This is a genomic window from Actinoplanes sp. NPDC020271 (assembly GCF_044388125.1).
GTDB lineage: Bacteria > Actinomycetota > Actinomycetes > Mycobacteriales > Micromonosporaceae > Actinoplanes.
The window spans coordinates 66,854-92,354 of record NZ_JBIRWQ010000020.1; the positions used below are offsets into that span (position 1 = coordinate 66,854).

A 25,501-nucleotide genomic window follows, 5' to 3' on the forward strand; every position below is an offset into this window, starting at 1 on the left:
AGGGTCATGGGCGTACCGAGGAAAGGGGTTTATCGGTTTTGATCTGGTTCCGGCCTGAGCGTTTGGCGGCGTAGAGCAGATCGTCGGCGCGCAACAGGGCGTCCTTGCGGTCCTCGCCCGGGCGGATCTCGGTGACGCCGATGCTGGCGGTGACCGCGAGACCGGCTGCGACCGCATCCCAGGAGTGGCCCTCGATCTCGGCGCGGACCGTCGCGCAGTGAGCCGCGGCCTGCTCCGCGCCGGCCCGGAGGACCAGCAGGAACTCCTCGCCGCCGAGCCGCCCGGCGAACCCCGGGGCGGCGCCGAGCAGGCCGGCGACCCGGCGCAGCACCTCGTCCCCGGTCGCGTGCGAGAACGTGTCGTTGACCTGCTTGAAGTGGTCCAGGTCGACGAGCGCGACGCAGACCGGGCCGCCGGTGGCGAGGGCCGCGGTCAGCTCGACCTCGCAGCGGCGGCGGTTGCCGAGACCGGTCAGCGGGTCGCGCTCGGCGACGTCCCAGGCCTGCTCGACGGCGAACTGCGCGTGCGCGAACTGGGCCGCGACCGCGCTCTGCTGGGTCCGCAACGCCTCCCAGGCCTCGTGGAACTCGCACATCCGCCGGTACGCCGTCTCGAAGTCCCCCGCCCCGGCATGACAGGTGGCCAGCGCCCGGAGGGCCTCCGCGTCGGCCTCGGGCCGGTTCCGCTCGGCCGCCATCTCCCGGCAGCGCAGCAACGTCCGCACGGCACCGCCGAAGTCACCGCGGCGGCGTTCGATCTCGGCCAGCGTCAGCAGCGCCGCCGGGACCGCGTCGGAGTCGGTGGTCGGCGCGTTCGCGATCGCGTCGAGGACGACCGTCTCGGCCTCCTCCGGGCGGCCGGTCTCCAGCAGCACCCGGGCGACGGTGTCCACACAGGAACAGTTGAGCTGCTCGCCGGAGGCCTCGGCCCGGGACCGCATCCGCTCGACCATCACCGCGGCGGCGTCCAGGTCACCGCTCTGATAGGCGCACCAGGCCCAGTTGTTGAGGTTCGCGATCTCCAGAACCGGCTCGCCGGACGCCTCCGCCTCGCGCTGCGCGGCCGCCAGCTCGGCCGTCTCCAGCTCGCGCAGGCCCTGGTCGTTGACGAGCACGGCCAGGATGATCGCGTGGTCGGCGCGGATCGTGGCCGGGTCGCCCGGCTGCAGCATCCGCACCGACCGCAGCGAGTGCCGGACCGCGGTCGCGCTGTCCCCGATCCGCCACATGCCGCCGGCGATGATCGCGTGCGCCTTGGCCCGCACCAGCCGGTCGTTGCTCGTGCCGAGCAGGGTACGAGCGGTCGCCACCGCCTCCGGAACCCGCCCGTTCCGGTTGTCGAGTTCGGCGCGGATCAGCCGGGCCAGGTCGGCGCTGCGCAGGTCACCCGCCTGTTCGGCCGCCGCGATCAGGGCCCGGATGCGGCCCGGCAGCCCGGCGTGCGACGCATACGTGTCCACGATGAGCTGCTCGACCTGGCTTCCCAGCGATGTTGACGACACGTCGCGCCTCATCGCCACGGCCGGGTCGCAGTTTAGAGATCTGATCGGATCGGGTACCTGCCGCGCATCCCCGGTTCCCCCGGCTTAGGAGGCTCTCTCATGCGCGCAGGCGCGGTCATCATCGTCATCTGGCTTCTGCTCGGTCTCGTCGCGGCGTTCGAGCGCGGCTACTTCAAGGACACCGGCGACGCGAGTTGCGCCAAGGCCGGGACCGTGATCGTCACGACGATCGCCGGGCCGCTGAACTGGCTCGGTGTCAACCCGAAGATCAAGTGCGAGGTTCCGCCGCCGTCGAAGTGACCTCTGCCGGGTCCGGTGGCCGGCCGGCTCCGATGGTTTGCTCTCCCGGGCGGCTCTCCCGGTCGTCGTTCATGCTTCATGACGACCGGGAGAGCCGCCCGGGCCATGAGTCGCGTTGCCGGCCCGCGTGTCAGCGGGCTTACGCGCGTCGGCTTTTCAAGCTTTCTGGCTCCCCTCGCGGGCTTGCGGGGTTTGCTTTTCAAGCTTCCGAGCTCTCACTCGCCGGCTTGCGGGTTTCTGCTTCTCGGGGTTGAGCTGGAGTGCGCTCCAGGTTCTAGCGTCGCGGTCATGGAGCTTCGGAACTTCGGACGACTCGGGCAGATCAGCGCACTCACCCTCGGCGGCGGCGGTATCGGCGGCGTCTGGGGCACGACCGACCGGCGCGAGGCGGTGGCCACCGTGCACGCCGCTGTCGACGCCGGGATCACGATGCTGGACGTGGCCCCCGGCTACGGCACCGACTTCGAGGCCGAGCGCGTCGCCGCCTCGGCCAAGAACGTCATGATCACGTCGAAGGTCGGGCTGCCGGACGACGACGAGCGGAACTTCGCCGGGCGCATCCGGCGCAGCCTCACCGCCAGCCTGGAGCGGCTCGGCCGCGACCATCTCGACCTCTTCCTGCTGCACACCCAGATCCGCACCGCGGTCCCGGCGCGCGAGACAATCGGCCGGGACGGGTACCACGAGGTTGCCGCCGAGTTCGAGCGGCTGCGCGACGAGGGTCTGATCCGGGCCTGGGGCATCACCGCGATCGGCCACCCGGACAGCGTGATCGCCGCCCTCGGCGACTCGCCGCGACCGGACGCGGCCCAGGTGGTCGTCAACGGGCTCGACCTGCAGGCGGACTGGTACTTTCCCGGCGTCCCGCCGCGCAGCGACGAGATCGTTCGCGCCGCGGCCGGCCACGACGTCGCCGTCATGGGTATCCGCGCGGTGGCCGCCGGGGCGTTGACCTCCGCCGTCGACCGTGCGATCGAGCCGGGCGCGCCGATCACCGCCGACTTCGCCCGGGCCGAGCCGTTCCGGAAGCTGGCGGCCGAATGGGGTACGTCGCCGGCCGCGCTCGCCCATCGGTTCGCCCTGTCCGTGCCCGGTGTCGCCACCGTGGTGCTCGGGGTGAAGAACCGCGCTGAACTGGCCGAGTGCCTGGCGGCGGAGGCGGCCGGGCCGCTGGCACCGTCCGAGGTGGACGCCATCCGGGGACTGCGAACTGCGGCTTCCTGAAGGCCGGCTTTCGTCCGGCGCCGGGCTTTCGTCCGGCGCCGGGCTTTCGTCCGGCGCCGGGCTTTCGTCCGACGCCGGGCTTTCGTCCGACGCCGGGCTTTCGTCCGACGCCGGGCTTTCGTCCGACGCCGGGCTTTCGTCCGACGCCGGGCTTTCGTCCGGCGGCCGAGTGCGGGGCAGCGCCCTGAGCGCGGGGCGGCGGTCAGCGCACCCAGGGCGGGCTGATCACCGAGCCGTCCGGCAGGGTCGCCTCCAGGCCGACGCTGGTGGTGACCCAGACCTCGGCGTCCTCGTCGCTGTCGATGCCGAACTCGGCACCGGCCGGGACCCGCAGCACGTCACCGGGGCCCATCTGTTCGGTGACCCCGTCGAGGTGGACCCGGATCCGGCCGCTGAGCAGCAGGAACACTTCCTCTTTGCCGACCCGGTGGCGGACGCCCGCGGTTCCGCCGGCGATCTCCAGCCGCCAGGCGCACAACTCCTCGCTGCCGGCTGACGGTGAGACGTACGAGTGGAAGACGGACCCGTGCAGGTCGTGTCGCACGGCGTCGTTCCGGCGATGAATGCCCATCGTGCCCTCCCAGAATTAGTCAAGCTGCTTGACCAAATAGTCAACCAGCTTGACCGTCATGTCAAACTCCTTTCGTGCGACGTGATCTGCTGGACCTGCCGGTGCTGCTCCTCGGCGCGGCATCCGCCCTGGTCGACGGCATCCACGAGGGCGTACGGGCCCGCGGCTTCACCGATCTGCGCCCGGCCCACGGCTTCGCCTTCGTCCGCCTCGCCCCGGACGGCGCCACCGTCGTCGAACTCGCCGAACACCTCGGCGTCACCAAACAGGCCGCCAGCCAGATGGCCGACGAGTTGGTGCGCAAAGGCTACGTGGAACGCCGGCCGCACCCCGCCGACGCCCGCGCCCGCCTGCTGACCCTCACCGAACGCGGCTGGGCCTGCACCCGCGCGGCGGACGAAGCCGCGACCGCGGTGCTGCAGCCCTGGGCCGACGCCCTCGGGCCGGAGCGGCTGGCCACCGTCCGGGCCGCCCTGTCGAGCGTGGCCGTTCCCGGCCGCATCCGCCCGGCCTGGTGATCCGGCCGAAGCTGCCTGCTGCCCGGATGCCGACTGCCTGACTGCCGGCTGCCGGCTGCCGGCTGCCGAGGGGAACGACGAAACCGCCCGCCGGGAAAATCCGGCGGGCGGTTCAGGAATGCTCGGCGTCAGTCGCGCTCGATGTGGTGCCCGATCAGCTGCGGGCCCATGATCACCGCGGCGCCGGAGCCGTCGCGGCGCGCGTCCGGCTCGGGCAGCTCGACCGGGTCGCCGGTGCTGCTGGCGCCGACCGGACGCGGCCCGACCCACGCCACCACCAGCGACGTCTCGCCCTTCAGGAAGCGCTGCACCCGCACCCCGCCGGTCGCACGGCCCTTCGCCGGGTACGACGCGAACGGCGACACCTTCACCTGCGTGCCCGTCGACGTCACCACCATCGGCTCCCCGTGCGACGAGTCCGCCGTGTTCACCACGTTGAACGAGACGACCGTCGCCTCGGCGGCCAGGTTCACCCCGGCCATGCCGCCGCCCTTGAGCCCCTGCGGCCGGACCAGTTTCGCCGGGAAGCGCAGCAGGTTCGCGTCCGACGTGATGAAGACCAGCGATTCCGCGCCGTCGGCGAGCCACGTCGCCTGCAGCACCTCGTCACCCTCCTTGAGGGTGATCACCTCGAACTCGTCGGAGCGGACCGGCCACTCCGGCGCGCAGACCTTGACCACGCCCTGCCGGGTGCCGAGCGCGAGACCCGGGGAGTCACCGGCGGCCAGCGGCGCGAGCCCGACCACCTTCTCCCCTTTCTCCAGCGGGACCAGCTCGGACGCGGACATGCCGCCGCGCAGCGAGACCGTGCCGGAGGACTCGGGCAGCACCGGCAGCGGCAGCACGTCGGTCTTGAACGCCCGGCCCCGGTTCGTGATCAGCAGGATCCGGCCACGGGCGGTGGCGTGGATGATCGCGCGGACCGCGTCGTGCTTGACCCGGCCGCTGCGTTTGCGCGCCTCGGTCGACTCCTCGCTCTCCGCGGCCGTACGGGCGATCAGCCCGGTGGCGGAGAGGATGATCTGGCACGGGTCGTCGGCCACCTCGAGCGGGCCGGCCGGCGCGGACGCGGCCAGCACCTCCTTGAGGTCGCCGTCGATCAGCGTGGTCTGCCGGCGACGAGCGAACTCGTTGGTCACCTCGGCCAGCTCGTCGGAGACGACCTGCTTCAGCACGTCCTCGTTGTCGAGGATGCGGCTCAGCTCGGCGATCTCGTTGCGCAGCCGCTCCTGCTCGGTCTCCAGCTCGATCCGGTCGAAGCGGGTGAGGCGGCGCAGCGGCGTGTCCAGGATGTAGGTCGCCTGGATGTCACTGAGACCGAACTCGCTCATCAGGGACGCCTTGGCCGCCGCCGCGTCGTCGCTGGCCCGGATGATCGCGACCACCCGGTCGATGTCGATCAGGGCGATGAGCAGGCCGTCGACCAGGTGCAGGCGGTCCTGCCGCTTGCTGCGCCGGAACTCCGTGCGGCGGGTGACGACGTCGTACCGATGCTGGACGAAGACCTCCAGCAGCGCCTTGAGACCCAGCGTGCGCGGCTGGCCGTCGACCAGGACGAGGTTGTTGATGCCGAACGAGCTCTCCAGCGGCGTCAGCCGGTAGAGGTCGGCGAGCAGCGCCTGCGGGTTGACGCCGACCTTGCACTCGATCACCAGGCGGGTGCCGTGCTCGCGGTCGGTGAGGTCCTTCACGTCGGCGATGCCGGTCAGCCGGGCGGCCTGCCGCTGCCCCCGCTTGGGACCGGAGGTGATCAGCTTGCCCTTCACCTCGTCGGTGATCGCCTCGATGATCTTTTCGGCCCCGATCCCGTACGGCAGTTCGGTCACGGTGATCGCCTGCCGCCCGCGTCCACCCTCGAGGAGGCCGGTCTGCGCGCGGGCGCGGATGCGCACCACGCCGCGGCCGGTCTCGTACGCCCGGCGCACCTCGTCGAGCCCGAGCAGCTGACCGCCGGTGGGCAGGTCGGGGCCCGGGACGAAGCGCATCAGCTCGTCGAGCTCGGCGCCGGGGTTGGTGATCAGGTGCCGGGCCGCCGCGACGACCTCGCCCAGGTTGTGCGGGATCATGTTGGTCGCCATCCCGACCGCGATCCCGGACGTGCCGTTGACCAGCAGGTTCGGGAAGGCGGCGGGCAGCACCTTGGGCTCGAGGTCGGAGCCGTCGTAGGTGGGCTTGAAGTCGACCGTGCCCTCGCCCAGCTCGCCGACGAGCAGCATCGCCTCGCGCGACATGCGCGCCTCGGTGTACCGCGCGGCGGCCGGCCCGTCGTCGGGCGAGCCGAAGTTGCCGTGGCCGTCGATCAGCGGCGTGTTGAGCGAGAAGTCCTGCGCGAGGCGGACCAGCGCGTCGTAGATCGCCACGTCACCGTGCGGGTGGTACTTGCCCATCACGTCGCCGACGACGCGGGCGGACTTCACGTACGCCCGGTCGGGCCGGTGGCCCTGCTCGGACATCGACCAGAGGATGCGCCGGTGCACCGGCTTGAGGCCGTCCCGCGCGTCCGGCAGCGCCCGGGAGTGGATCACCGAGTACGCATACTCCAAGTAGGAGTCCTCGACCTCGGTGGTCAGCGGGTTGTCGATGATGTTGGCGCCGGCCTGGTCGAACGCGGACAGGTCGACGCGGTTCTCGGTCTTGCGGCGTGCCATTGGTAGCGAACCTCTCAGGCGTCGATCGTCTCCTGGTCGATCCGGCCGGCAGCCTCGATCAACCAGTTCTTCCGGGGCTCGACCCGCTCACCCATCAGCAGCTCGAGAGTGGCCTCGGCCCGCTCGGCGTCGTCCAGCGTGATGCGCCGGACGGTACGGGTGGCCGGGTTCATCGTGGTGTCCCACAGCTCGTCGGCGTCCATCTCACCGAGACCCTTGAACCGGCTCACCGGGGCCAGCGACTTGCCCTCCCGCTGCAGCCGGTTGAAGGTGGCCTCCATCTCCTGCTGGGTGTAGGTGAAGAAGGTCTCCGAGTTGCGGCCCTTGGTGGTCAGCTTGTGCAGCGGGGGCATCGCCGCGTAGAGCCGGCCGTCCTCGATCACCGGCCGCATGTACTTGGCGAAGAGCGTGATCAGCAGCGTGCGGATGTGCGAGCCGTCGACGTCGGCGTCGGCCATCAGCATGACCCGCCCGTACCGCATCGAACCGATGTCGAAGGTGCGGCCGGAGCCGGCGCCGAGCACCTGGACGATCGCCGAGCACTCGGCGTTGTCCAGCACCTGCTGCATGCTGGCCTTCTGCACGTTGAGGATCTTGCCGCGGATCGGCAGCAGCGCCTGGTACTCCGAGGAGCGGGCCATCCGGGCGGTGCCGAGCGCGCTGTCACCCTCGACGATGTAGAGCTCGCTGCGGGCGATGCCGGTGGTGCGGCAGTCGACCAGCTTGGGCGGCATCGAGGCGCCCTCGAGGGCGGTCTTGCGGCGGGCCGCGTCCTTCTGCTGTTTCTGGGTGAGCCGGACGCGAGCCGCGTCCACCACCTTCTGCAGAACCGTGCGAGCCTCGGTCTTCGTCCTCCGGTCGTCGATCCAGGCTTTCAGGTACGCCTCGACGAGGCCCTGCGTCACCCGGGTGATGCCGGCCGTGGACAGCTCGTCCTTGGTCTGCGAGGTGAACTGCGGCTCCGGGACGCGGACGTGGAGGACCGCGGTCATCCCCTCCAGGAAGTCGTCCAGGACGGGCGGCTCCTCCTTGGGCTTGAGCAGCCCACGGGCGTTGCGGACGGCCTCGGTCAGCGCGCGCGTCAGGGCCCGCTCGAAGCCCTTGCGGTGGGTGCCGCCGTGCACGTTGCGGATCGTGTTGGTGAAGCATTCGACGGTGCGCTCGTAGCCGGTGCCCCAGCGGAAGGCGATCTCCACCTGGGCCTCGCGGACCACGTTCGACTGCATGACGCCGTTGGCGTCGGCGGCGTTCTCCTTGTACGTCCCCTCACCGTTGATGATGAGGATCCCGGAGACCGGCTTGTCCGACGCCGGGGTCAGGAACTCCACCATGTCGGTGAGCCCGTTGGGGAAGTGGAACGTCTCGGTGGCCGGCTCCTCGGCGGTCGCGTCGAAGAGCGTGAACTGCACCCCGGCCACCAGGAACGCGGTGTTGCGCAGCTTGCCGCGGACGGCCTCGACGTCGAGCCGGGCGCCGGCCTCGAAGTAGCGGGCGTCGTACCAGTACCGCGTGGAGGTGCCGGTGGGCTCGCCGCGCTTCATCCGGCGGACGACCCGCAGGCCGGCCTGGGGCGTGAACGACGCGCCCGGGCCCTGCCCGTCGAAGACCCCGGGCACGCCGCGCTGGAACGAGATCTCGTGGACCTTGCCGTCGCGCTTGACGGTGACGTCGTAGCGCAGCGAGAGCGCGTTCACCGCGGAGGCGCCGACGCCGTGCAGGCCGCCGGACGCCTTGTAGCCCGAGCCGCCGAACTTGCCGCCGGCGTGCAGCCGGGTCAGCACCAGCTCGACGCCGCTCAGGCCACTTTTGGCGTGCACGTCGGTCGGGATGCCCCGGCCGTCGTCGTCGACCTGGACCGACCCGTCGGTGTGCAGCGTGACGGCGATCTGGGTGGCGTGGCCCGCCACCCCCTCGTCCGTGCAGTTGTCGATGATCTCGTTGGCCAGGTGGTTGATACCCCGGCTGTCGGTGGACCCGATGTACATCCCTGGGCGTTTCCGGACAGCGTCCAGCCCTTCCAGGTGCGTGAGGTCGTCAGCCCCGTACAAGGTCTCTGGCTGTGCGGTCACGAGTGTGGCTCTCCCGGTCGCCCGTCAGTGGTCAGAACGGCGCGAGCCTACCCGGCCCCTCCGACACTTCTGCCCCAGGCGAGCCAGGTCACGGCTTGCCAGTCCGAAAATTCGGGGAAAAGGTTACAAAATTCAGCTGGCAAGAGCCCCGACGAGCCGGCCCGCGCCACCCAGCCCACCGCTGCTCGGCTCCGACGTCGTGGACTGCGGCTGCAGGGCGCGCCACAGATCCAGCGGGTAGGACTTGCCCGGCACCGAGACCGGTGGCATCTCCTGATAGGCGATCAGCTCGTCGGTGACGTCCCGGGTCGCCGAGCACACCACCACCGTGTCGTGCGGGGCGTAGGCCTGCAACCGGGCCGCGGTCGCCACGACACTGCCGCTGATCATCGCGTACCCGCCGTCGAAGGTCATCAGTGGATCCACGATCACCTCCCCGGTGGCGAGCCCGGCCCGGGTACGCACCCGGTGCCTGCCGGCCAGGAGACGCCCCCTCAACGCCTCCTGGACCGACAGGCCCGCGCGCACGGCCGAGGCGGCCGCCTCCGGCTCGAAGCCGTCCTCGCCGGCGCCGAACACCGCCATCACCGCGTCGCCGACGTACTTCTCGACGATGCCGCCGCACTCCCGGACCACGCGAGCGACCGCCGAGAAGTAGTCCCGCTGCAACGCCCGCACCTCCGCGCAGTCCAGCCGGTCCACCAAGGTGGTGAAGCCGACGATGTCGATGAACAGCACGGTGACGGTCTGGCGCCGCTCCTGAACGGTGCCGATGGTGATGGTGGTCATGTCTCACGCTCCCCCAGATCTCTGCGTTGACCGGGAGAACGGTGCCAGTCCCGATCGACATACGGATCCGCAGAACGACGTATCTCTGACAGCATCAACACTCGTCATTTTTGTGACGCAGAACAGTCCGAACCGACGACAACGTGATAGCCGCTTTCGCATTAGGCTGCCGGTCATGGCCAGCCAGGGGGACGACGGGCCGCTTGTCGGGCGCACCGGCACGCTGGCCGACATTCAGTCCAACCTGCGCAACGTCGGTCCCGGTGGGACAGCCGCGGTCTTCCTGACCGGGGAGAGCGGGGTCGGCAAGAGCCGGCTGCTGCGGGAGACCGCCGACGCGTTGCGCGGTAGGGACTTCGCGGTGCTCTTCGGCACCTGTCTGGACATCGGCGACGCGTCGCCGCTGCACCCGGTGCTGCAGGCCCTGCGCCGGCACGACAGCGCGCCGGCCACCACCGCCGACGACGCCGGGGCGCTGCTCGACCGGGTCTCACGGGACCTGCGCGCGATCGCCGGCGACCAGCGGCTGCTGCTCGTGCTCGATGATCTGCAGTGGGCCGACCGGAGCACCCGCCAGCTGCTGCTCTACCTGCTGGCCGGCCTGGGCGACGTGCGCGTGTCGGTGCTCGCCGCGATCCGCGCCGAGGCCCTGCACGGCACCCACCCGCTGCGCCGGGTGCTCGCCGAGCTGCGCCGCCTGCGGTCCGTACGGGTCGTGGACCTCGCCCCGCTGAACCAGGAGCAGACCCGCGAGCTGGTCGGCGCGATCGTCGACGGCGAGGTGGCCGGGGAGGACGCCGAGCGGGTCTACAAGCGCAGCGGCGGCAACCCGTTCGTGGTCGAGGAGCTGGCGCGCGACCTGCGCGACGGCCGGGTGGAGCTCTCCGACACGCTGCGCGAGATCTTCCTGGCCCGCATCGACGAGCTCCCGCCGAACGCCCACGCCGTGGTGAACGCGCTGGCCGCCGGCGTCGAGCCGGTCGAGCACGCGGTGCTGTCCCGGGTGGTCCGCCTCGCCGAGGACGAGCTGCTGGAGGCGATCCGCGCCGCCGTGGCGTACCGGTTCGTGATCGGCGACGGCGAGGGCTACCGGCTGCGGCACCGCCTGGTCGCCGAGGTTCTGGAGCAGGAGGTGCTGCCGGCCGAGGCGACCGCGCTGCACCGGCGGTACGCCGAGGCGCTGGAGGCGGGTCCGGACGAGGCCGACCACGCCCGCCTGGCCCACCACTGGCAACGGGCCGGCCTGCCGTCCCGGGCGCTGCCGTCGGTGATCGCCGCGGCCCGGTCCGCCGAGGGGATGTACGGCTTCGCCGAGGCCCACCGCCACTGGACCCTCGCCCTGCGGCTGACCGGCGAGGACGCCGACGACCGGACCGAGCTGCTCAGGCACGCGGCCGAGTCGGCGCACCAGTGCGGCGAGCACGTGCTCGCCCTGGCCCGCCTGGAGGAGCTGGCCGGCCGCAAGGACGCGCCGACCGAGTGCGAGCTGCATCTGCGCCGCGCGCGGTACCTGGCCGCGGCCGGGCGTTCGGAGACCGCCGAGCAGGAGTACGAGCTGGCGCTGCGCTCCCCCGACTGCACCCCGCAGCTGCGCGGCACCGCCGCCGCTTTCCTGGCCGAGCTGCTCCTGCACCTGGGGCGGTACGGGGACGCCAACCAGCACGCCCGCGACGCGCTGGAGCTGGCCGCGATCAACGGTTCCACCGCCGACCTGGTCCGGGCGAGTGCCGCGCTGGGCTTCAGCGCCGCTTTCCGGGAGGATCCGGACGCCGGCCTGGCCGTCATCCGGCACGCCGTGGAGATCGCCGAGCGCTCCGGCCACCCGGAGGATCTGGGCGTGGCCTACCTGCACCTGGCCGAGCTGCTCACCGGCCCGCTGAACAGCATCGAGGAGGGCGTTCTGGTCGCCCGCCGGGGCGCCGACCGGCTGGCCTCGCGCGGCGTCGGCCGGACATATCAGACCCGTCTGCTGGCGATCGCCGGCAACGGACTGTTCCGCATCGGCCAGTGGGCCGAGGCGGACGCGGTGCTGGCCGAGGCGATGCGGCACCGCCCGTCCGGCGCCGACGCGGTGGAGTTGCTGCTCGCCCGCAGCCGCCTCTGGGTCGGTTTCGGCGAGCTGGACAACGCCCGCCGCGACCTGGACGCGGTGGCGACGCTGCTGGCCGGCGGCGGGGCGCGGCACGTGCTGCCGATGCTCACGCTGCGTTCCGGGCTGGCGATGTGGCAGAAGGAGCACGCCGTCGCGCGGGCCGCGGTGCAGCGCGGCCTCACCGAGACCCGCTCCGACGACCTGGTGCTGCTGGGCGTGCTGGCCTGGCACGGGCTGCGGGCCGAGGCTGAGGCGCACGCGGACGGCGCGCAGGTCGACCCGGGCGCGCTGCGCCGGCTGAAGACCGTGGTGACGCGCCTGGAGGCGGGGGCGAACGCCGCCGCTCCGGAGGTCCGCGCGGTGCTGGACGGTTATTTCTTCCTCTGCGCGGCCGAACTGAGTCGCGTCGAGGACCGGCAGGACCCGGAGCCGTGGGCCCGGGCCGCCGCGATCTGGGACCGCCGGGAGCAGCCCTACCCGGCGGCCTATTCACGGCTGCGGCACGCCGAGGTGGCGCTGAGCCGCCGGGCCCGGCGCACCACCGCGGTCGCCGGGCTGCGTCAGGCGTACGTGACCGCGATCGCGATGGGCGCGCGGCCGCTGGCCAACGAGATCAAGAGCGTCGCTCAGCGGTTCCGGGTCGCGCTGGCCGAGGACGCGGACACCGTGCCGATGGCCCCGCCCGAGCCCGACCCCGGCGATGAGCTGGCTGTTCTCACCGGGCGCGAGCGCGAGGTGCTGGCCGCGGTCGCCGAGGGGCTGACCAACCGGGAGATCGGCGAGCTGCTGTTCATCAGCGAGCGCACGGTCGGCGTGCACCTCGGGCACATCTTCGACAAACTTCAGGTACGTACCCGGGTGCAGGCCAGTCGTGTCTATCTGACAGCGGCGTGACAAGGCGATCGTTATCCCGCCGTGACATACGTACACGGAATACGTCGTTCTACCGATCCCCTCGCCCGTAGCCGGTGAAAGGCTGTGGGCACGGGGGAGCACCGCCCGGTGGCCACAGCCACCGGGCGGTGCTGGGGGCCCTCCGCACATCAGCAGTCCGTGGAGGATCCGATGACCCAGCCCACCTGGGGGCCAGTGCAATCCGAGATGTCCGCGATCCTGCAGGAGCACCCGGACGACGTGCCCGCCGTCGTCGCCCAGCTCAGCGCTCTGCAGGACGTTCTGTGTCAGGTGCCGCCGCTGTTGAACGGCAATCCGCTCGCCGATTTCAACAAGCTCTACCTGACCATCACCGAGAACGTGCTGGACCGGCTCTACGCGGGCAAGTTCAAGGACCCGGCGTTCCTGTCCCGGCTGGACGTGGAGTTCGCCGCCCGCTACTTCGACGCCCTGCGTTACTGGACCGAGGGCAGCCCGGCCTGCCCCGGCGTCTGGGCCGGCCTGTTCCACCGGATTCCCGGGCCGGACGCGCGCCCGCTGCCGTCCGCGGTGGCCGGGGTCAACGCGCACATCAACTTCGACCTGCCGTTCGCGCTGGTCACCACGTTCGACCACCTGGGCTCGGACCCGATCGACGGCAGCGACCAGCACCACGACTATCTGCAGGTCAACGACATCTTCGCGGAGGAGATCCCGGGCCTGCGCCGAGGATATCTGGACCGCTGGCAGCTGCTCATCGACACGATGAACGGCGACCTGGACGACTGGTGGCAGGGCGAGATGGTGGAGTACACCCGGAACGTCGCCTGGCGCAACGCGCAGAAGGTCTGGGCCATCCGGCACGACCTGATCGCGCTCGACTCGGAGCGTCGACGGCTCGACCGTACCGCCACCGGTCTGGGGAAACTGCTGCTCTCGCCGTTCGCGGACTTCCTGCAGTAACTACTTCTTCACGACGATCAGCCGAGCCGCGGTCGCCGATCCGTCCTGCACGCCACCGATGCCGACCTCGGCGCCGGCCTTCAGGACAGTGCGGTCCGCGGCCTTGCGCTGCTGCACGATCCGCAGCGGATCGCCGTAACTCCACGTGAGCTGGAAGCCGTCGGTGGACTTGACGGTCACGCTCTTGTCGTCCACCGCGGTGATCGTTCCGCGTTGCACGACCACGGTCTTCGTACCGTCCTTGGCCTGCACGGTCACCTCACCGTGCAGCGCGTTGCGCCGCAGCAGCTTGCGGACGACGCGCGGCCGGACACCGTCCGGGGTGGTCGCGCTCGGTGACTCGTCGGTGGTGAATCCAACGGTTTGCAGGGCGACGGCCTCGGAGGCGACGTCCCCCAGCGACGACGGGGATTCGGTCGCGGCTGCGCCGCATCCGGCCAGGGCGGCGGTCAAGGCTGCGGCGACGATGAGGGCTTTCCCGCTTCGATTCATGGGTACGAGCGTGAGCCCGCCCGAATCGGCGAACGTCAGCCGATTGTTCGAGTCGGGTAAGGAAGTTCCACGGTGAACATCGCCCCGCCCTCCGGGGCGTGCCCGGCCTCGATCCGGCCACCCAGCCGCCCGACCAGGCGTGCCGCGAGGGCCAGCCCCAGTCCACTGCCCACCTTGCGGATGCCGCGGTAGCGCCGGTTCAGCGCGCCCCGCTCGAACGCGACGGCCAGATCGTCGTCGGTGAACCCCGGGCCGCCGTCCCGCACCTCGACCACGCCGCCGGACTCCCCCGCGTGCACGGCAAGGACCAGCGGCGCACCGGACGGGACCACCCGCAGCGCGTTCTCGCACAGCCCGTCGACCACCTGACGGATCCGGCCCGGGTCGGTCTCGACGGTGACCGGCGTGCCCGGCAGCTCCACCGAGAGCCGCGGGCCGTCCGCACCGCAGCGCGCCGACCACGCGACCCCCGCCTCGCGGACCAGCTCGGTGAGGTCCACCGGCACCACGTCCAGCGGCAGGTCGGCCGCTTCCAGCCGGGACAGGACGAGCAGGTCGGAGATGAGCCGGTCCAGCCGGTCGGCCTCGGCGACCATGGTGGCGCCGGCCGGCTGCGCGCCGTCCGCACCGACCACGCCGTCGGCGAGGGCCTCGGCGTAGCCACGGATGGTGGCCAGCGGCGTACGCAATTCATGGGAGACCGACAAGAGGAAGTCGCGTTCGCGGCCCTCACTGGTCTGCAAGGCCGCGGCCAGCTGATTCACCGCCTCGGCCAGGCGGACCGCCTCGGCCGGGCCGCGCCGGGCGATCCGCACCGACCGGTCGCCGCCGGCCAGCCGCCCGGCCGCCGCCGCGGCGAGCTCGATCGGCCGGGTGACGAACCGGGCCAGCAGCGCGCCGGCCAGGATCCCGCCGAGCAGACCGGCCAGCAGCGCCCACCACACGCTGCCGAGCACCCGCAGCACGAGACCGGTCGAGGCCGGCCGGGTGAGCACCACCCCGGCGTCGACGCCGCTGAGCGGGCGGCCCGCGATGAACGACGCCCGCCCGTCGACCCGCCCGCGTGCGTCGACCAGCGCACCACCGCTGACCTGCGCGACCACGCGCGCCGGCAGGCCCTGATGGTCGGGGACGCCCCGCCGGATCAGGTAGATCTCGATCTGGTCCCGGCGCAGCCGCTGGGCGATCCTCTCCCGCGCGGCCGGGCGCTCGTCGGCGAGCAGTTCGACCGCGAGTGCCGACTTCTCCACCAGCTCCGCGCGGACCTGCGTGTTCTCCGAGCGGATCGCGACCGGGACGGCGACCAGCGCCGTGACGATCACCGAGACGACCGAGGTGGCGACCGTGACCAGGACCGCGCGGCCGGTCAGCGTGCGGAAGAAGTCACGCATCGGCGGTGTACCCGACCCCGCGGACCGTGCGGATCAGGCTCGCCGCGTCGCCGAGTTTCGCGCGGACCTGGGCCACATGCACGTCGACGGTACGGGTACCGGCGTGCGACGCGTAGCCCCAGACCGCGGCGAGCAGCTCCTCGCGGGTGAACACCCGGCCGGGCCGCCCGAGCAGGTGCGCCAGCAGGTCGAACTCGGTGGCGGTGAGGATCAGTGGCTGCTGGTGGACCGCGGCGGTGCGGCGGCCCTGGTCGAGGGTGAGGGGGCCCAGGGTCCGTACGCGATCGATCTCCGGCGGACCGGCGGCGCGGCGCAGCAGAGCCTTGACCCGGGTGACCAGCTCGCGCGGGCTGAACGGTTTCGTCACGTAGTCGTCCCCGCCCAGCTCCAGCCCGAGGATCCGGTCCACCTCGTCGTCGCGGGCGGTCAGGAAGATCACCGGCGTCCAGTCACCGTCGGCACGCATCCGGCGGCAGATCTCCGTGCCGTCCAGCCCCGGCAGCGCGATGTCCAGGATGCACGCCACCGGACGCAACCGGCGGGCCGCGGCCAGACCGGCCACGCCGTCGTGCTCGGCGTGCACGCCGAAGCCCTCCCGGCTCAGGTAGAGCCGGACCAGGTCGGCGATCGGCCGCTCGTCCTCGACCAGCAGGACGAGCCCCTTCGACGGTTTAGTCACGGGACACATCATGCCGCCGGAGTGCGCGGCACGGATGTTCGAGGAACGTAAGGGCTCTCCCCGGGTCGGGTGAACTCCCGACCAGCGAGGACGTCGCCCACCAGGCTGGGTGCGCTCCCACAATCCGTTGCAGGTATCGGAAAGCGCTCTCCTGGCGTGCTATAAAGGCGCAGGTCCAGCAGCGGGCCTCGCCGCGCATTCCACCCGGTTCGCTGCGCCGTGCCCGGAATGCCCGGCCCCCTGAGCCGGGCGAGGCATCGCACACGGGGGGATGCCTCGCCCACCGAGCTTCACCGACGGCCGCCCACGGGCGGCCGTCCCCGTCTGGTTCTCACCGTGGTTGTCCGGGCCGGAAACCACGGTGAGAACAGCCCGGGACGGTGCGTCGCGCTGCGGACAGAGCCGGGACCGGTGGCACGGGCTCGGCACGGGACCTGACCGGCGGCCCGGGGCGTACGCCAATCAGATCTTGATCTTCAGCGGGAGCCGGCGAGCAAGGCCTCGAGCATCGCCTTGTAGGCCGTGGTGGTGACGATGGGGATGCCGTACTGGCGGGCCAGCTTCGCCACGCCGGAGAGCGAGTCGGGGTCGGCCGCGACCAGCAGGCGGGTCTGCTTGGTGACCTTGCGGGCCGTGCGCAGGCCGTGGGTCAGCGCGTCGACTTCGAGGTGCTCGCGCGGCGGGTTCAGCGGGCCGGTGAAAACCACCTGGTCACCAGGGGTGAGCTGCCACTGGGCGGGCTGAGCGGCCGGTCTCGCCGCGGCACCGGCCAGGGCGCGGTCGACGTCGGCGCTGGTCAGGCCGAGAAGTTCGGCGACGCCGTCGAGGTCGAGGCGCTCGGCCGGGGTGAGGATCTGGTCGGCCAGCGCGACCGTGGCCAGGCCGGACAGGTAGCGGCGGTGCAGGAACTCGGCGTCGGCGCGGGACAGTCCGATCCGGCCGGCGATCGTGACCAGCTGGTCGGCCTCACTGGCGGAGATGTGCCGGTCCAGCATGACGCCGTCGAGCAGCGCCAGGTACGCGTCGGCCTTCGGGTTCAGCTGGCGGGGCAGGCGGTCCACCAGGCGGGTCAGGAAGTGGGGCTCGCGTTCCTCGGGACGGCGGCGCGGGACGGGCGCGATCGTGGTCACCGGCAGCGCCGGCCACTTCGCGTGACGGGCCTCGTCGAGCAGCTCGGTCCACGGGAGCGGATCGCCGGCGCGCTCCAGGTAGTACGTGAGCAGCTCGGCGGCGGCCCGGGCACCGTGCAGCGCGGAGTACTCCCGGTACGGGCCCAGGCCCGCGGCGGCGCGACAGGCCGTGAGACTGCGCGACGCGGTCGGCAGGAAATGCCCGGCCAGGCGCATGGTGCACAAACCGAGATCGTCCTCGACCGGCACCGCGACACCCAGCTTGCCGAACTCGGCGGTCAGGAAGTCCGCGTCGAAGAGCAGATTGTGCGCGACCACCAGCTGCCCGGTGAGGCGTTCCGCGACCTGACCGGCCAGCTCGGCGAAGAGCGGCGCGCGGCGGGCCTCCGCCCCGGTGATGCCGTGCAACTCCTGCGGGCCCAGGTCACGGTCCGGGTTGACCAGCGTGCACCACTCGTCCAGCACCCGGCCGGCCTCGTCCAGGCGGACGATCGCGATCTCCACGATCCGGTCGTGCCAGCTGGTCTTCGTGCCGGTGGTCTGCAGGTCGACGACGGCGTACATGAGAAGAAAAGTAGGCGACCGTTCCGGCGCGACGCCAGCGGGCCCGGCGTCGGGCACGATGGATCGCATGGCATCCGGTGAGTTCACGCGGGATCAGCGCTACATCACGACCCGGATCACGGCCGACGGCCGCGACGGCTACCCGGTCGAACCGGGCCGATATCGCCTGGTGGTGGCCCGGGCCTGCCCCTGGGCGAACCGCGCGATCATCGTGCGCCGGCTGCTCGGCCTGGAGAACGTGCTCTCGATGGGCATGGCCGGGCCGACCCACGACGAGCGGAGCTGGAGCTTCGACCTCGACCCGGGCGGGCGCGACCCGGTGCTCGGCATCGAGCGTCTGCAGGAGGCGTTTCTCAAGAGATTCCCGGCGTACGACAAGGGAATCACCGTGCCCGCGATGGTCGACGTGCCGAGCGGGGCCGTGGTCACCAACGACTTCGCGCAGATCACCGTCGACCTGTCGCTGGAATGGACCGCGTTCCACCGTCCCGGCGCCCCGGCGTTGTACCCGGCCGACCTGCGCGACGAGATCGACGAGGTCAACGCGGTGGTGTTCCGCGACGTCAACAACGGTGTCTACCGGGCCGGGTTCGCGACCTCGCAGGACGCTTACGAGAAGGCGTACCGGCAGCTCTTCGACCGTCTGGACTGGCTCTCCGACCGGCTGGCGCGTCAGCGTTACCTCGTCGGGGATGCCATCACCGAGGCCGACGTACGCCTTTTCACCACCCTGGCCCGCTTCGACGCCGTCTACCACGGGCATTTCAAATGCAACCGGTCGAAGCTCAGCGAGATGCCGGTGCTGTGGGACTACGCACGGGACCTCTTCCAGACCCCCGGCTTCGGGGACACGATCGACTTCCCGCAGATCAAGGAGCACTACTACGTGGTGCACCGCAACATCAACCCGACCGGCATCGTCCCCGTCGGGCCGGACCCGAGCGGCTGGCTCACCCCGCACGGCCGCGAGTCGCTGGGCGGGCGCCCCTTCGGCGACGGCACTCCCCCGGTCAGCGACCACTGAGCAGTTGTCTCAGCAGTTCGGAGAGCTGGGACTGCCGGGCCGGGGTGAGGTCGGACAGCAGGCGCCGCCGCTCGGCGGGGCCGGGCCTTCATCGCGTCGGCGCGCCGTTGTCCACAGGCGGGTCCGCGTGACGGCAAAACGTCGTACCCGCGGCCTAGGGTCGATCCGTGCCCGCAGAACGATGGTCTCTCGCCCAGGCTGAGTCGGTGGCTCCCGACGCCGCCGCGCTCAAGCGTGCCCGCAGCGTCGCCGGGCAGTTCGGTCCCACCGGGCTGCTCGACGACATCCTCTGGGGACTGTGCCGGGGCTATCAGGTGGCGGTCGACGTGTCCGGCCCGGCGTTCACATGTTCCTGCCCCAGCTTCAAGGTGCCCTGCAAACATGCGGTCGGGTTGCTCCTGCACTGGGCCGATTCCGGGCCCGGCACGTGGCCGGCGCCCGAGTGGGTGACGAAATGGCAGACGATGCGGGCCGCGCGGGCGAAACCGAAAGAGGCTTCCACGCCTGATCCGGTCGCCGCCGCGAAACGCGCCCGCGAGCGGGCCGAGCGGGTCGCCGGCGGCATGACCGAGCTGCGGCGCTGGCTCGACGACCAGGTCGGGCAGGGGCTGGCCGGGCTCGGCCGGCGCGGTCACCAGGCGTTCGAGCCGATGGCCGCCCGGCTCGTCGACGCGCAGGCACCCGGGGTGGCGAGCGCCGTCCGCCGGCTCGGCGGGATCGCCGGCATCGGCCCGCACTGGGCCGACCGGCTCCTCGGCGAGCTGGCCGTGCTGCACCTGGTGGTCGCCGGGCACGAGCGGCTCGGCACCCTCGACCCGGCGACCGCCGCGAGCGTCCGGTCCCGGATCGGTTTCCCCACCCCCACCGAAGAAGTGCTGGCCGGGCCCCGGTTCACCGATCGCTGGCAGGTGCTGGGTCAGCACGACACCGACGACGGCGCGCTCACCACCCGGCGCACGTGGCTGCACGGGTCGTCCACGTCGCGGTTCGCGCTGGTGCTGTCGTTCGCCGCGCCCGGGCAGACGCTCACCGCCGACCTCGTGCCCGGCACCGAGTTCCGGGGTGACCTCTGCTTCTATCCGGGCGCGGCGCCGCTGCGGGCACTGGTCGCATCCCGTGACAGCGCCGCCGAGCCCTTCGGCTCGCCCGACGGGGCCGGGCCGGTCCGGGCGGCCCTCTCGCGCTGGTCCGCGCTTCTGGCCGCCGAGCCCTTCCGGTTCGACGGTCCGATGCTGCTGGCCGACGTCATGCCGACGGCCGACGGGTTCCTCGTGGACCCCGCCGGCGATGCGTTGCCGCTGGCAGCCGGGCATCGGGAGCCGTGGTGGCTGCTCGCCGCCGCCGGCGGCCGGCCGGCCGCGGTCGCGGCGGAATGGTCGCCGGGCGGGTTGCGGCCGCTTGCGGCGTGGGTGGAGGGCGAGTTCGTGCCGGCCGGGAGTCCGGTGCCGGATCCGGGGGCGCCGCGCATGGCCGAACTGCCGGCCGAGATGCTGGCGGCGGCGCTGGTCGGGACGGCCCGGCGGCCGTGGTCGGGGCGGTCGGTGCGGGTCGGGACGGCTTCGGTCGAGGGGGACTGGGGCAGGCCAGGGGAGGCGTCGGTGGCGCTGCTCGATGCGGCGGTGGTGGCGTTGACAGCTCGGCGGGCGGGCTTCGCGCCCGAGGGGAAGGCGCCGGTGGTCGCCGCACCGGGCGAGACGTCGCCCCCGCTGCCCGCGGCGGCCGGGGTTCGGCTGGGGCGGATCCTTCGCGGGGGCGCGCCCGGCGGGGCCCACCTGGAGCAGGAGTTGCTGGCCCAGTGGCTGTCCGCGGCAGTCGCCCGGGGCGGGGTCGTCCCCCCGGTGCTCCTGCCCGCGCTCCTGGACGCGGCCCGGCGCAACACGACGGTCCGCCCCGGCGTGGCCCGGGTCGCCGGGCGGCGCGGCGGCTGGCTGGCCGCGCAACGCGCGGACTGGCGGTGGCTGCTCGACGAGGCCGCCCCGGTCACGCTCGTCGACTGGTCGACGGCCTCCGGCGCGGAACGCCTGGGCCACCTGATCACGCTGCGCCGCACCGACCCGGCACGCGCCCGTGAGCTGGTGGCCGGCACGTGGAACACCGAGTCCTCGGAGAACCGGGCGCGGTTCCTCGGCACGTTCGCCGACGGGCTCTCGCCCGACGACGAGGAGCTGCTGGAGCGCGCCCTGGACGACCGGCGCAAGGAGGTCCGGCAGACCGCCGTCGAGCTGCTGCGCCGGCTGCCCGGGGCGGCCCTCGGGCAGCGGATGCGACAGCGGGCGTCCGTGGCGGTCCGCCTGGTGCTCAGCGATCCGCCCCGACTGGCGGTGCAGCCGCCGGAGGAATGCGACGCGGCACTGCGGCGCGACGGCGTGGGCGCGAGCCCGGTCCACGGCATCGGAGCGGGCGCGTGGCTGCTGGAGGAGGTGGTCGCGGGCACGCCGCTGGGCGCGTGGACCGAGCTGGAGCCGTCTGGGTACGTGGCGCTGGCCAGGGGAAACGACTGGGCCGGCCCCCTGCTGCACGGCTGGGCCAAGGCTGCCATCGCGCAGGGCGAGGCCCGCTGGGCGGCGACGCTGCTGGCGGCCGGCGCCGGGGTGCTGCGCGAGGCGGTCCGCTGGGATCTGCATCTGGTCCTGCCGCCGGACGCGCTGGCCCGGCTCGCCGCCGAGGCGCTGCGCGCCGAGGACGGATCGGCCCATCGGCTGCTCGCGCTGCACCCCGGGCCGTGGCCCGAGCCGCTGAGCGTGACCGTTCTGGAGACGATCGCGCACCGGGCCCGCACCGACCGGCACACCTGGCAGCTCGGCGAACTGTGCCGGACGGCCGCGGTCGCCATGCCGCCGGACTATGCCGATCTCACCGGCCGGCTCGCCGCACAGCTGGAGCCGGAGGTGGATGCGAGCCGGGTCCGGCCGGTCGCCGATCTGGCCCGCACGCTCACGTTTCGCGAGGAGATGCTGCGCGAGCTGCGGGCGCCGGAAACTGTCACACCCCAGCGGTAGTTTGCTGATCGAGCCATCAACCGGTCAGTCCAGGAGATTCAGGAGTTCGAGTTGTCCGCTCTGCGACCGCACGCCGAGGATCAGTACGCCGACGAGCTGGCTCTCCTGGCTGCCGCCGACGACCGGCCCCGGCCGCCCGGCTGGCGCCTGTCGCCGCACGCCGTGGTGACCTATCTGCTGGGTGACGGTGCGAAGATCACTCCGAAGTACGTGGGGCCCCGCCGCCTGATCGAGGTGGCCGTCTCCACGCTGGCCACCGACCGGGCGCTGCTGCTGCTCGGCGTGCCCGGCACCGCGAAGACCTGGGTCTCCGAGCACCTGGCGGCAGCCATCTCCGGCGACTCGAAACTGCTGGTCCAGGGCACCGCGGGGACGGCCGAGGAAGCGATTCGCTACGGGTGGAACTATGCCCGCCTGCTCGCCGAGGGCCCGACCGACGCGGCCCTGGTGCCCAGCCCCATCATGCGGGCCATGCAGACGGGGGCGATCGCCCGCCTGGAGGAGCTGACCCGTGTCCCGTCCGACGTGCAGGACGCGCTGATCACCGTCCTGTCGGAGAAGACGCTGCCGGTCCCGGAACTGAACACCGAGGTGCAGGCGCAGCGCGGCTTCAACCTGATCGCCACCGCGAACGACCGCGACCGCGGGGTGAACGAGTTGTCCAGCGCGCTGCGGCGGCGGTTCAACACGGTGGTGCTGCCGATGCCGGCCAGCGCCGACGACGAGGTGGAGATCGTCGCCCGGCGGGTGGCGCAGCTCGGCAAGTCACTGGAGCTGCCCGAGGTGCCGGCCGCGCTGGAGGAGATCCGCCGGGTGGTCACGGTCTTCCGCGAGCTGCGGTCCGGCATCACCGAGGACGGGCGCACCAAGCTGAAGTCGCCGACCGGGACGCTCTCCACCGCCGAGGCGATCTCGGTGATCACCAATGGGATGGCGCTGGCCGCGCACTTCGGGGACGGCACGCTGCACCCCGGTGACGTGGCGGCCGGCATCACCGGCGCGGTGATCAAGGATCCGGTCTCGGACGCGGTCGTCTGGCGGGAATACCTGGAGACCGTCGTCCGCGAGCGGCCCGACTGGCTGGATTTCTATCGGGCAGCACGCGATGCCTGAGCGGTTCTACGGGATCCGGCATCACGGGCCCGGGTCGGCCCGGGCGGTGGTGCGGGAACTGACGGCCCAGCAGCCGGAGATTCTGCTGGTGGAGGGGCCGCCGGAGGCCGACGACCTGGTCCGCTGGGTGGCCGAGGGTGGGTTGGAGCCGCCGGTCGCGCTGCTGGGCTACGCGGCGGAGGATCCGGGACGGGCGGCGTTCTGGCCGTTCGCGGTCTTCTCGCCGGAGTGGCAGGCGATCCGCTGGGCGGTGGAGAACGGGGTGCCGGTCCGCTTCTTCGACTTGCCCTACGCGTTCCGGGTCGGCACGAGCGAGACAGCCCCGGCGGCCGGCGACTCCGGGCCGGACACGTCGCGTGGTGCGGATGCAGTGCCGGGGCGGGGTGAGCCCGAAGCGGTGGACGCGGGGGGTCCCGCCGGTGGGGGCGGGGATCCGGGCATACCGGGGGAAGTGCCCGAAACGGTGGGGGAAGGAACTGGCGGGGGCACGGCGGACGGGGCTCGGCGACCGGTGGATCCGATCGGGGAGCTGGCCGCGGCGGCCGGCTACGACGACCCGGAGCGCTGGTGGGAGGACGTGGTCGAGCACCGCGGAGTGCCGGTCTTCGAGGCGATCGCGGAGGCGATGACGGCGATCCGCGAGGGCGCTGCCGAGGATCCGGACGATCTGCTGCGAGAGGCCTGGATGCGGTCGGTGCTGCGGGAGGTCCGGCGCAAGCACGAGAACATCGCGGTGGTCTGCGGGGCCTGGCACGTGCCGGCGCTGACCCGGAAGGTCCCGGTCAAGGAGGACACCGCGCTGCTCAAGGGGCGGCGCAAGGGCAAGGTCGCGTTCACCTGGGTGCCGTGGACGTATGGGCGGCTGGCGTCGTGGTCCGGTTACGGCGCGGGGGTGAGCTCGCCGGGGTGGTATCACCACCTGTTCGTCAGTGCGGACTCGGTCGTGCCGCGGTGGCTGGTGGACGCGGCCGGGGTGCTGCGGGCGGAAGGCGTGCCCACCTCGTCGGCGCACGTGATCGAGGCGACGCGGCTGGCCGAGACCCTGGCGACGCTGCGCGGGCGGCCGCTGGCCGGGCTCGCCGAGGTGACCGAGGCCGCCGAGGCGGTGATGTGCGACGGGGAGCCACTGCGCACCGAGCTGATCAACCGGCGGCTGGTGGTCGGTGAGCGGCTCGGCGCGGTGCCGGACGAGATGCCCGCGGTGCCGCTGGCCAGGGATCTGACCGCGCAGCAGCGGGCGTTGCGGCTCAAGCCCGAGGCGACCGAGCGTGAGCTCAAGCTGGACCTGCGCAAGGAGACCGACCTGCGGCGCAGCCGGCTGCTGCACCGGTTGCGCACGCTGGACCTGCCGTGGGGCGAGCCGGCCGCGGGCCGTCGTGGGACGGGGACGTTCCGCGAGGAGTGGGTGCTGCGCTGGCAGCCGGAGTTCGCGGTGCGGCTGGTCGAGGGCAGCATGTGGGGCACGACCGTGGCCGCCGCGGCGACCGCGCGGGTGGTCCGGCGGGCGCGCGCCGCGACGACCCTGGCCGAGGTGACGGCGCTGCTGGAGACATGCCTGCTAGCGGACCTCGGGGAGGCGTTTCCCGAGGTGTTGGCGGCGCTCGACACCCGGGCGGCGCTGGACGCGGACATTCACCACCTGATGGCGGCGCTGCCGGCGCTGGCCCGGACGTTGCGGTACGGGGATGTCCGGCGCACGGACGTGGCCGGCCTCGCCACGGTCACCGCCGGCCTGCTGAAACGGATCTGCGCCGGGCTGCCGTCGGCCGCCGGGTCGCTCTCCGACGACGCGGCGAAACAGTTGCGCGACGGCATGGACGGTGTGCATCAGGCGGTCGGCCTGCTCGCCGGTGACGAGCTGCGGGACCTGTGGCTGGCCACGGTCGAGTCACTGGCCCGCCGGCCCGATCTGCACGGTCTCCCCGCCGGTCGGCTGACCCGGCTGCTGCTCGATGCGGGGCGACTCGATACCGTGGAGGTGCGCCGCCGGCTGCGGCTGCCGCTGACCGTGGGCACACCACCGGCCCACGCGGCCGCCTGGGTCGAGGGATTCCTGGCCGGGGGCGGGCTGCTGCTGGTGCACGACGACGCGCTGCTCACGCTGGTCGACGAGTGGCTGGCGGACGTGCCGGCGGAGGCGTTCGAGGACGTTCTGCCGTTGTTGCGGCGGACGTTCGGGACGTTCGAGGCCGGCGAGCGGCGGGCCATCGGTGAACGGGTGGCCGGGCCACGGGCGGGAGCGGCCCGAGCCGGCGTCGCGGCGATCGACGAGGAACGGGCGGTTTCGGTGCTGCCCGTGCTGGGCGCCCTGCTCGGGCGCGAGATACACATCCGGGAGGACGCATGAGCAGTTCAGAGCTCTTTTCACATTCGGCTGAGCCGGCGCCGTCGGGCGAGGTCGCGGCCCAGCCGGCGGAACTGCACTTCTCGCACCCGACGCCGGACGAGGCGGACGGGTCGAGGGCCGAGGCGGCGACGCCGCCGGAGCGGATCTTCTCGCACCCGAAGGCCGGCCTCGAGGGAGCCGGACAGGACGCCGACAGCTCCGGCCGGGGGCGGGG

General features: G+C 72.5%; 18 protein-coding genes. 9 read left to right on the forward strand and 9 right to left on the reverse strand.

Annotated features, from left to right (window positions below; translation table 11 throughout):
• Positions 1-4 precede the first annotated feature (4 nt).
• Positions 5-1,501: a diguanylate cyclase gene (locus tag ACH442_RS33845; RefSeq protein ID WP_396342129.1), complete on the reverse strand. Its 1,497-nt coding sequence runs from the start codon at positions 1,499-1,501 to the stop codon at positions 5-7.
• Positions 1,502-1,600: 99 nt separating this feature from the next.
• On the opposite strand from ACH442_RS33845, the gene ACH442_RS33850 reads away from it, so the two are divergent.
• On the forward strand, positions 1,601-1,801 hold the full coding sequence (locus tag ACH442_RS33850) for a hypothetical protein (protein ID WP_203742454.1): 201 nt from the start codon (positions 1,601-1,603) through the stop codon (positions 1,799-1,801).
• A 288-nt stretch (positions 1,802-2,089) separates the two neighbouring features.
• Positions 2,090-3,025 (forward strand): aldo/keto reductase, encoded by a 936-nt coding sequence (locus tag ACH442_RS33855; RefSeq protein WP_396342130.1) that lies wholly within the window; start codon positions 2,090-2,092, stop codon positions 3,023-3,025.
• Positions 3,026-3,227: 202 nt separating this feature from the next.
• Here ACH442_RS33855 and ACH442_RS33860 read toward each other — a convergent pair whose 3' ends face one another.
• A complete protein-coding gene (locus ACH442_RS33860; protein WP_396342131.1) occupies positions 3,228-3,596 on the reverse strand; it encodes a cupin domain-containing protein in 369 nt (122 codons plus the stop codon).
• Positions 3,597-3,670: 74 nt separating this feature from the next.
• Between ACH442_RS33860 and ACH442_RS33865 the strand changes: the two genes are divergently transcribed.
• Positions 3,671-4,114 (forward strand): MarR family winged helix-turn-helix transcriptional regulator, encoded by a 444-nt coding sequence (locus ACH442_RS33865; protein ID WP_396342132.1) that lies wholly within the window; start codon positions 3,671-3,673, stop codon positions 4,112-4,114.
• A 128-nt stretch (positions 4,115-4,242) separates the two neighbouring features.
• Here ACH442_RS33865 and ACH442_RS33870 read toward each other — a convergent pair whose 3' ends face one another.
• The 3 genes from ACH442_RS33870 to ACH442_RS33880 form a co-directional block, all read right to left on the reverse strand.
• Positions 4,243-6,762, reverse strand: a complete 2,520-nt coding sequence (locus ACH442_RS33870) for a DNA topoisomerase (ATP-hydrolyzing) subunit A (protein ID WP_396342133.1) — start codon at positions 6,760-6,762, stop codon at positions 4,243-4,245.
• A gap of 14 nt (positions 6,763-6,776) precedes the next feature.
• Positions 6,777-8,831: a type IIA DNA topoisomerase subunit B gene (locus tag ACH442_RS33875; protein WP_396342134.1), complete on the reverse strand. Its 2,055-nt coding sequence runs from the start codon at positions 8,829-8,831 to the stop codon at positions 6,777-6,779.
• A gap of 132 nt (positions 8,832-8,963) precedes the next feature.
• Positions 8,964-9,620 (reverse strand): adenylate/guanylate cyclase domain-containing protein, encoded by a 657-nt coding sequence (locus ACH442_RS33880; protein WP_396342135.1) that lies wholly within the window; start codon positions 9,618-9,620, stop codon positions 8,964-8,966.
• A gap of 175 nt (positions 9,621-9,795) precedes the next feature.
• Here ACH442_RS33880 and ACH442_RS33885 point away from each other — a divergent pair, with 175 nt between their 5' ends.
• Together ACH442_RS33885 and ACH442_RS33890 are read left to right on the forward strand one after the other, a co-directional pair.
• Positions 9,796-12,606 carry an AAA family ATPase gene (locus ACH442_RS33885; RefSeq protein WP_396342136.1) on the forward strand — a complete coding sequence of 937 codons (2,811 nt, stop codon included), beginning with the start codon at positions 9,796-9,798 and terminating at the stop codon, positions 12,604-12,606.
• Positions 12,607-12,777: 171 nt separating this feature from the next.
• Entirely contained in the window at positions 12,778-13,548 is a 771-nt protein-coding gene (locus ACH442_RS33890; RefSeq protein WP_396342137.1) for a DUF5995 family protein, read from the forward strand.
• Here ACH442_RS33890 and ACH442_RS33895 read toward each other — a convergent pair whose 3' ends face one another.
• The 4 genes from ACH442_RS33895 to ACH442_RS33910 all read right to left on the reverse strand — a co-directional run bounded on the left by ACH442_RS33895 (position 13,549) and on the right by ACH442_RS33910 (position 17,804).
• The gene (locus tag ACH442_RS33895; RefSeq protein ID WP_396342138.1) at positions 13,549-14,040 is read right to left on the reverse strand and encodes a hypothetical protein; all 492 of its coding nucleotides are present in this window, start codon (positions 14,038-14,040) and stop codon (positions 13,549-13,551) included.
• A 35-nt stretch (positions 14,041-14,075) separates the two neighbouring features.
• Positions 14,076-15,431: a sensor histidine kinase gene (locus ACH442_RS33900; protein WP_396342139.1), complete on the reverse strand. Its 1,356-nt coding sequence runs from the start codon at positions 15,429-15,431 to the stop codon at positions 14,076-14,078.
• Complete coding sequence (locus ACH442_RS33905) at positions 15,424-16,119, reverse strand: response regulator transcription factor (RefSeq protein ID WP_396342238.1); 696 nt, start codon at positions 16,117-16,119, stop codon at positions 15,424-15,426. The genes ACH442_RS33900 and ACH442_RS33905 overlap by 8 nt, the downstream gene beginning before the upstream one ends.
• Positions 16,120-16,586: 467 nt before the next feature.
• Entirely contained in the window at positions 16,587-17,804 is a 1,218-nt protein-coding gene (locus tag ACH442_RS33910) for an exonuclease domain-containing protein (protein ID WP_396342140.1), read from the reverse strand.
• 67 nt (positions 17,805-17,871) lie between these two features.
• Between ACH442_RS33910 and ACH442_RS33915 the strand changes: the two genes are divergently transcribed.
• The 4 genes from ACH442_RS33915 to ACH442_RS33930 all read left to right on the forward strand — a co-directional run bounded on the left by ACH442_RS33915 (position 17,872) and on the right by ACH442_RS33930 (position 25,287).
• Positions 17,872-18,828: a glutathione S-transferase family protein gene (locus tag ACH442_RS33915; protein ID WP_396342141.1), complete on the forward strand. Its 957-nt coding sequence runs from the start codon at positions 17,872-17,874 to the stop codon at positions 18,826-18,828.
• A 206-nt stretch (positions 18,829-19,034) separates the two neighbouring features.
• On the forward strand, positions 19,035-21,827 hold the full coding sequence (locus tag ACH442_RS33920) for a DUF5691 domain-containing protein (protein WP_396342142.1): 2,793 nt from the start codon (positions 19,035-19,037) through the stop codon (positions 21,825-21,827).
• Between the two features lie 51 nt (positions 21,828-21,878).
• Positions 21,879-22,940 (forward strand): AAA family ATPase, encoded by a 1,062-nt coding sequence (locus tag ACH442_RS33925; RefSeq protein WP_396342143.1) that lies wholly within the window; start codon positions 21,879-21,881, stop codon positions 22,938-22,940.
• On the forward strand, positions 22,933-25,287 hold the full coding sequence (locus ACH442_RS33930; RefSeq protein ID WP_396342144.1) for a DUF5682 family protein: 2,355 nt from the start codon (positions 22,933-22,935) through the stop codon (positions 25,285-25,287). Before ACH442_RS33925 ends, ACH442_RS33930 begins: the two co-directional genes overlap by 8 nt.
• Positions 25,288-25,501 lie beyond the last annotated feature (214 nt).